Below are 6583 nucleotides of genomic sequence, written 5' to 3'. Positions count from 1 at the left end.
GTATGTCAGTGACAAACTCAGTGACTGATACGACGCTATCGCGAGCAGGCTCACTCCTGCAGGGGATTGTGGTGTTTCTGGATCAGTGAAACGGATGCTCCGGGCTATCAATCGGTTTGAAGCCATATTGTCGCCACAACTCCCCATACCCCCGCACGACAAACCCGCCACTGCGCGCAATCCACTGCTCGCGGTGCAGCCGGTAGACCTTGGGCAAGTCGTACCACGCCAGCCCCGGCAGGTCGTGATGCACCAGATGAAAATTCAGGTTGAGAAACAGCCAGCGCCACGGCCAGCCAGCCTCGTTGAGCACGGTGCGTTGCTCGGCCTGGGCATGCGGTCGATGCTCGTGAAACGAACGGATCATCGCGATCGACAGCGCCGGTATGCTGATCAGCAACAGGTAATGCCACACCGGCAAAATGCTGTAGCGGGCAATGAAACCCAGCATCAATAGAGTAACCACGCCGTGGCTCAGCCACATCAGCCAGGCTTGCGGATCAGCGTTTCGCAAGCGCTGCTGCTCTTCGCGCGCTAACGCCGTCAACGCCAGCGGCGCGCCAATCACGAAGCGTCCGAGCACCGTTTTGTTCAGCCAATGCACGCTGCGCTCGAACACCGAGCCGTCCCGCCAGCTCGCCGAGGTCAGATAACGACTTTCCGGATCGACGCCCGGCACCGTCAAGTCTTCCTCGCGGTGATGACGCAAATGGCTGTCGCGATACAGCGTGTACGGATACCACACGGCAAACGGCGCGTAGCCGAGGATTTTATTGATGAAGGTCGAGCGGGTCGGATGGCCGTGAAGCAGCTCATGCTGCAGCGACAACCACAACACCAGCAGCGGGATCAGCAGCAACGTACTCAAGCCGCGCCCCAGCCAAGCGCTGTTGAGGAGGATGGCGAACCAGCCGGCGTACACACCGATCAGCAACAGCCAGGTCGGCCATTCGCTGCGGGCGGTAAAGCGTTGGCCCAGGGTTTCGATTTGCTGGCGATGTCGGGCGTCGAAATAAAAAGCCATGGCGTTGCTCGGAACGGGAATCGTCCCCTTCTGTGCAACGAGGCGGTGCAATCTTGCAGATTATTTTTCAGATGGCGTGGAAGCCCGAGAGACGGGCTTCCAAAGGGTTTGCTCAATGGCCGAAGATGTCGACTTTCTTGGCTTTCTTTTCTGCGCGTTTTTCAATCGCGGTCTTGGCCGGCTTCTTCTTCGCGGCTTTCTTTGAATCCATACCTTTGGACATGATCGGTACTCCACTCACAGGGATGTGAGATCAGGTATACACCTATCCCGAGCCGCGCGTTCTTTTATAATCGGCGCTTTTCGAACCGACAGTCCGAACCATGCCCAACATCCACTACAGCCAGCTCGACGAACCGTTGTGGCCGCTGATGAACAAGTTCTACCGCAGCCACCAGTCCTCGATGAAGGCCGTGCGCGAGGCGCAACTGTGGGTCGCGCGGCGCGGCGAGATCGTGGCGGCGCTGTGCCTGCGGCAGGTATCGGGCGGCCACTGGCTGACAGGGTTGTTTGTCGATCCGGGGTGTCGGGAACAGGGAATTGCCGGGCAGTTGATTGCGGCGGCGGTTGCTCAAGTGGACGGGCCGGTGTGGCTGTTCTGTCATCCGGATCTGCGCGGGTTTTATGAGCGGCGCGGGTTCAGCGTTGATCCGGCGCTGCCGCAGGCGATGGCCGAACGGTTGAGCCGGTATGCGCGGAGCAAGCCGATGATTGCGATGGGGCTCAGCCCTCCAGACTGACGCAGTTCCCTTGTAGGAGTGAGCCTGCTCGCGATAGCGATCTATCAGTCACCGGATTCGTCAATGACAGACCGCTATCGCGAGCAGGCTCACTCCTACAGGGAATTGTGGTGAGTCTGGATCAGTCGTCGGCCATGGGATCAAGATCCGGGAACAGCACTTCGGTAAAGCCGAACTTGCTGAAATCGGTAATCCGCGACGGATACAGCCGGCCGATCAGGTGATCGCATTCATGCTGCACCACTCTTGCATGAAACCCCGAGGCCACTCGCACGATCGGCTCGCCCTTGGGATCGAAGCCCTCGTAGCGAATCTGCTGATAGCGATCCACCGCGCCGCGCAGGCCAGGTACCGACAAGCAGCCTTCAAAACCCTCTTCCATCAGCGGATTCAAAGGCGTGATCAGCGGATTGATCAGGATCGTCTGCGGCACAGCCTCGGCGTCCGGGTAACGCTCGCTGTGCTCGAAGCCGAAGATCACCAGTTGCAGATCGACGCCGATCTGCGGAGCCGCCAGACCCACGCCGCCGACGCTTTCCATGGTCTGGAACATGTCGTCGATCAATTGCCACAGCTCGGCGCTGTTGAACATCTCCGGCGGTACCGGCGGGGCGATGCGCAGCAGGCGCTCGTCGCCCATTTTCAGAATTTCACGAATCATGGTCGCGCTTCATCGGTGTCCGGCTTGAGCGAATGATCGCGGCCCAGGCCCGAGACGTGTTGTTTGCTGGATTCGTCGGGCTCGCCAGGGGCTTTCTCGCCCTTGTCCTTGCCTTCGGCGGACATGTGCTCGATCACCGCATTCATTTCCGCGCCGAGCAACAACACCGCCGCGGAAATATAGAAATACAGCAAGAGCACGATGATCGCCCCGATGCTGCCATACATCGCGTTGTAGTTGGCGAAGGTTTTCACGTAGAAGGCAAAACCCAGCGAGGCGAGGATCCACACCACCACCGCCAGCACCGAACCGGGTGTGATGAAGCGGAAGTCCTGTTTGACGTCGGGCATCACGTAGTAGATCAGTGCCACCGCGACCATCATCAGAATCACGATCACCGGCCAGCGCGCGATGGTCCACACCGTGACGATGAAGTCTTCCAGCCCCACTTGTGCGGCGATCCAGCCCATCACCTGCGGCCCGAGCACCATCAGCGCCGCGGCGATCAGCAGCATGCCGGCAATGCCGACGGTGTAGACGATCGACAGGGGAAAACGCTTCCAGACCGGCCGGCCTTCGACCACGTCGTAAGCGGCGTTCATCGCGCTCATCATCAGGCGCACGCCGGCCGACGCGGTGTACAGGGCGATCACGATACCGATTGAAAGCAGACCACCCTTGGATTGCTGCAACTGGTCGATCACCGGGTTGACCTGCTCCAGCGCCTGCGGCGGCAGGACCAGTTCGGATTGCAGGCGCAGCCAGGAGAAGAAGTCCGGCAGATGGAGGAAACCGATCAGGGCAATCAGGAAGAGAATGAAGGGAAACAGCGAGAACAGCATCTGGTAGGCCAGTGCCGAGGCGTAGGTCGACATTTCGTCATCGACGAACTCAGTGACCGTGCGCACCATCACCCGGTGCAGGGGCAGACCTTTCATGTCCGGAAATATCATTCGCGTCTCCTTGCGCCGCAAAAGGTTGAAGTCGTGGCGACTCAGGGGCCGTTTTTTACCTCAAGGTAGCCTGTTTGGCGATCCTTCGGCGGATGACCGCAGGGTTCTGATACAAAAACGGCCATCTTTGGATGGCCGCTCGTGTGATTCGTTCAAGGCTCGCTTACGCCTTGTCGACGCCTTTTTTCACAGCGTCCTTGGCGTTGCCGACCGCTTGCTGGGCTTCGCCTTTTTTCTCTTGAACCTTGCCTTCCGCGCGCAGTTTTTCGTTGTCAGTGGCCTTGCCGACGCCCTGTTTGACGTTACCGACAGCTTCGTTGGCCATGCCTTTTACTTTATCGCCTGTGCTACTCATGGTGTTTCTCCGTGATGCATATAGGGAAGAAAAGTCATTACGTAACGATTGACCGGTGCGCTTTGCGCCGAGTTTCATTTATTTTTGCGGGGATTTCGTCGCGATGCGCAGGTTGCGCTTTATGTTTGCCGGCGTTGCCCCGAGAATGCTCAGCCTATGGGCGTTGCGCCCCGCACACCGATTCGCAGGAATGTCATGAAGCTCAATAAAACCCAGGCCATCGCCCGTCGCAACCAGCAACTGGGCGGCGCCGTGCTCGGCACCAACAACTGCCACTTCGCCGAACTGAACCGCAACCGCAACATCTGGTGGTTCGACCTGCCGGTGTCGCGTCTGGCGATCGGTCAGTACGAGTGGATTCACTTGCTGCTGCACACCCCGGCCACCGATGAGTTGCTGCACCTGAAAGTGCCGACGGTATTCCTGCGCGAGAAGCTCGAAGGGCTGGTGATTCGCAATGAAGGCAAGCGCAAGGCGGCGCTGAGCCTGGAGCTGAGTGCGGACAAGGATTCGTATCTGCAGGACATGCGTCCGGCGGGGACCAACGTGAATTTTGCGCCGTTTCGTCAGTAGGATTTGTGGCGTCAGCCCTTCCCCTCACCCTAGCCCTCTCCCAGAGGGAGAGGGGACCGAATGGGGGATATTCAAGAGATACGCCGACCTGATCGAGCTTACTGAATCCATAATCGACTCGGTTTTTCAGGTTGATGCTCAACGCCAGACATCTCGATCGGCTCCCTCTCCCTCGGGAGAGGGCTCGGGTGAGGGGCCGCTTCACCGCATGATCAAAGCCCTGCTCTGCACCAACAAAAAGCCCCGCATCTGCGGGGCTTTTTATTTACGCGGCAGACGTGGCCTTGAGCTTCTTCAGCTCTTCATCACGCAACTCGCGGCGCAGGATCTTGCCGACGTTGGTGGTCGGCAACGCATCGCGGAATTCCACCGAACGCGGCACTTTGTAGCCGGTGACGTTGGCGCGCATGTGGTCCATGACCTGTTCTTTGGTCAGGGTCACACCCGGTTTGGCGACAATGAAAATCTTGATCGCCTCACCCGATTTCTCGTCCGGTACGCCAATCGCCGCGCATTGCAGGACGCCCGGCAAAGTCGCCAGCACGTCTTCCAGTTCGTTCGGATAAACGTTGAAACCGGACACCAGAATCATGTCCTTCTTGCGATCGACAATGCGCATGTAGCCGTCCGGCTGGATCAGCGCGATGTCACCGGTTTTCAGCCAGCCATCGCTGTCGAGCATTTCATCGGTGGCTTCCTGACGCTGCCAGTAGCCCTTCATGACTTGCGGGCCCTTGACGCACAGCTCGCCGATTTCGCCCAGCGGCTGCTCGACACCGGCATCGTCGATGACCTTGCACAGGGTCGACGGCACCGGAATGCCGATCGTGCCGATCTGGATGTGCTGGATCGGGTTGACCGTGGCCACCGGGCTGGTTTCGGTCATGCCGTAGCCTTCGCAGATGGCGCAACCGGTCACGGCTTTCCAGCGCTCGGCCGCGGCCAATTGCAGGGCCATGCCGCCGGACAGGGTGACTTTCAGCGCGGAGAAATCCAGCTTGCGGAAACCTTCGTTATTGCACAGCGCCACGAACAGCGTGTTCAGACCGACGAAACCGCTGAACTTCCACTTCGACAGCTCCTTGACCATCGCCGGCAGGTCGCGCGGGTTGCTGATCAGGATGTTGTGGTTGCCGATCAGCATCATCGCCATACAGTGAAAAGTGAACGCATAGATGTGGTACAGCGGCAGCGGCGTGATCAGGATCTCGCAGCCTTCGTTGAGGTTGGAGCCCATCAGCGCCTTGCATTGCAGCATGTTGGCGACCAGGTTGCGGTGGGTGAGCATCGCGCCCTTGGCCACGCCGGTGGTGCCGCCGGTGTATTGCAGCACCGCGACATCGCCGCTGTCCGGGTTGGCTTCGGCCACTGGCTGACCGTGGCCCTTGCTCAGCACGTCGTTGAACCTGATGGCTTTGGGCAGGTGATAGGCCGGGACCATTTTCTTCACGTACTTGATGACGCTGTTGATCAGCAGGCGCTTGATCGGCGGCAGCAGGTCGGCGACTTCGGTGACGATGATGTGCTTGACGCCGGTCTTCGGCACCACGGCTTCGGCCAGGTGCGCCATGTTCGCCAGGCACACCAGCGCTTTGGCACCGGAGTCGTTGAATTGGTGTTCCATTTCCCGCGCGGTGTACAGCGGGTTGGTATTGACCACGATCAACCCGGCGCGAATGGCACCGAAGACCGCGACCGGGTATTGCAGGACGTTGGGCAGTTGCACGGCGATTCGATCACCGGGCTGCAAGTCGGTATGCTGTTGCAGATATGCGGCAAAGGCACCGGACAGTTCGTACAGTTCACCGTAGGTGATTGTCTTGCCCAGGTTGCTGAAAGCCGGTTTGTTGGCGAAGCGTTGGCAGGATTGCTTCAACACTGCCTGAATGTTCGGATACTCGTCTGGATTGATCTCGGCTGCGATTCCCGCCGGGTACTTATCCTTCCAAAAGTCTTCGATCATGGAAGCCCACTCCTCAGCAACGCGAATTCTTCACCGCATTTGATGCGATTATTATTGGTGTGTGTTTTGTATTGGTGAATCCGGCGTTTTCCAGGCCGAGAAGTCACAAAGCGCGCCGAGAGTAGCAGCTTTGCCGAGGGTCGACCAGAGCCAAACGTGGGCCCTACAGTCATATTTATGACTCAAGACTTGCCAGCGGTCATTTTAGAGCAAAAATCCTATTTAACCGTAAAAGCCCCATAGTCAGGGGTGTAAAAGCAAAAGATCGCAGCCTTCGGCAGCTCCTACAAAGGGAACGCATTCCAAATGTAGGA

The 6583-nt window shown here is 58.7% G+C and carries 7 protein-coding genes; 2 read left to right on the top strand and 5 right to left on the bottom strand.

Going from position 1 to position 6583, the window contains the following annotated elements:
* Window positions 1–82: 82 nt before the first annotated feature.
* The gene (locus DCO47_RS25050) at window positions 83–1024 is read right to left on the bottom strand and encodes a fatty acid desaturase (protein ID WP_116659153.1); all 942 of its coding nucleotides are present in this window, start codon (window positions 1022–1024) and stop codon (window positions 83–85) included.
* A 323-nt stretch (window positions 1025–1347) separates the two neighbouring features.
* Between DCO47_RS25050 and DCO47_RS25045 the strand changes: the two genes are divergently transcribed.
* Window positions 1348–1764: a GNAT family N-acetyltransferase gene (locus DCO47_RS25045; RefSeq protein WP_116659152.1), complete on the top strand. Its 417-nt coding sequence runs from the start codon at window positions 1348–1350 to the stop codon at window positions 1762–1764.
* 121 nt (window positions 1765–1885) lie between these two features.
* Here the strand turns inward: DCO47_RS25045 and def are convergent, their stop codons facing one another.
* From def to DCO47_RS25030, 3 genes are all read right to left on the bottom strand, one after another.
* On the bottom strand, window positions 1886–2425 hold the full coding sequence (def, locus tag DCO47_RS25040) for a peptide deformylase (RefSeq protein ID WP_042607249.1): 540 nt from the start codon (window positions 2423–2425) through the stop codon (window positions 1886–1888).
* Complete coding sequence (locus tag DCO47_RS25035) at window positions 2422–3378, bottom strand: YihY/virulence factor BrkB family protein (protein WP_039758093.1); 957 nt, start codon at window positions 3376–3378, stop codon at window positions 2422–2424. The genes def and DCO47_RS25035 overlap by 4 nt, the downstream gene beginning before the upstream one ends.
* Window positions 3379–3541: 163 nt before the next feature.
* Window positions 3542–3733 (bottom strand): CsbD family protein, encoded by a 192-nt coding sequence (locus DCO47_RS25030; protein WP_116659151.1) that lies wholly within the window; start codon window positions 3731–3733, stop codon window positions 3542–3544.
* A gap of 195 nt (window positions 3734–3928) precedes the next feature.
* On the opposite strand from DCO47_RS25030, the gene DCO47_RS25025 reads away from it, so the two are divergent.
* The gene (locus DCO47_RS25025; RefSeq protein WP_042607251.1) at window positions 3929–4306 is read left to right on the top strand and encodes a hypothetical protein; all 378 of its coding nucleotides are present in this window, start codon (window positions 3929–3931) and stop codon (window positions 4304–4306) included.
* Between the two features lie 265 nt (window positions 4307–4571).
* On the opposite strand, the gene fadD1 is transcribed toward DCO47_RS25025, so the two are convergent.
* Complete coding sequence (gene fadD1 / locus DCO47_RS25020; protein ID WP_064364959.1) at window positions 4572–6269, bottom strand: long-chain-fatty-acid--CoA ligase FadD1; 1698 nt, start codon at window positions 6267–6269, stop codon at window positions 4572–4574.
* Window positions 6270–6583 lie beyond the last annotated feature (314 nt).

Origin of the sequence: Pseudomonas sp. NDM, assembly GCF_003105095.1 — a bacterium.
In the GTDB taxonomy this organism is placed as follows: Bacteria; Pseudomonadota; Gammaproteobacteria; order Pseudomonadales; family Pseudomonadaceae; genus Aquipseudomonas; species Aquipseudomonas moraviensis_A.
Note: the sequence above shows the minus strand (reverse complement) of the source record. Positions and strands in the feature narration are given on the sequence as shown.

Coding starts and splice junctions, on each gene's coding strand:
- def (WP_042607249.1), bottom strand. CDS start 2,425: ATGATTCGTGAAATTCTGAAAATGGGCGACGAGCGCCTGCTGCGCATC.
- fadD1 (WP_064364959.1), bottom strand. CDS start 6,269: ATGATCGAAGACTTTTGGAAGGATAAGTACCCGGCGGGAATCGCAGCC.
- DCO47_RS25030 (WP_116659151.1), bottom strand. CDS start 3,733: ATGAGTAGCACAGGCGATAAAGTAAAAGGCATGGCCAACGAAGCTGTC.
- DCO47_RS25045 (WP_116659152.1), top strand. CDS start 1,348: ATGCCCAACATCCACTACAGCCAGCTCGACGAACCGTTGTGGCCGCTG.
- DCO47_RS25025 (WP_042607251.1), top strand. CDS start 3,929: ATGAAGCTCAATAAAACCCAGGCCATCGCCCGTCGCAACCAGCAACTG.
- DCO47_RS25050 (WP_116659153.1), bottom strand. CDS start 1,024: ATGGCTTTTTATTTCGACGCCCGACATCGCCAGCAAATCGAAACCCTG.
- DCO47_RS25035 (WP_039758093.1), bottom strand. CDS start 3,378: ATGATATTTCCGGACATGAAAGGTCTGCCCCTGCACCGGGTGATGGTG.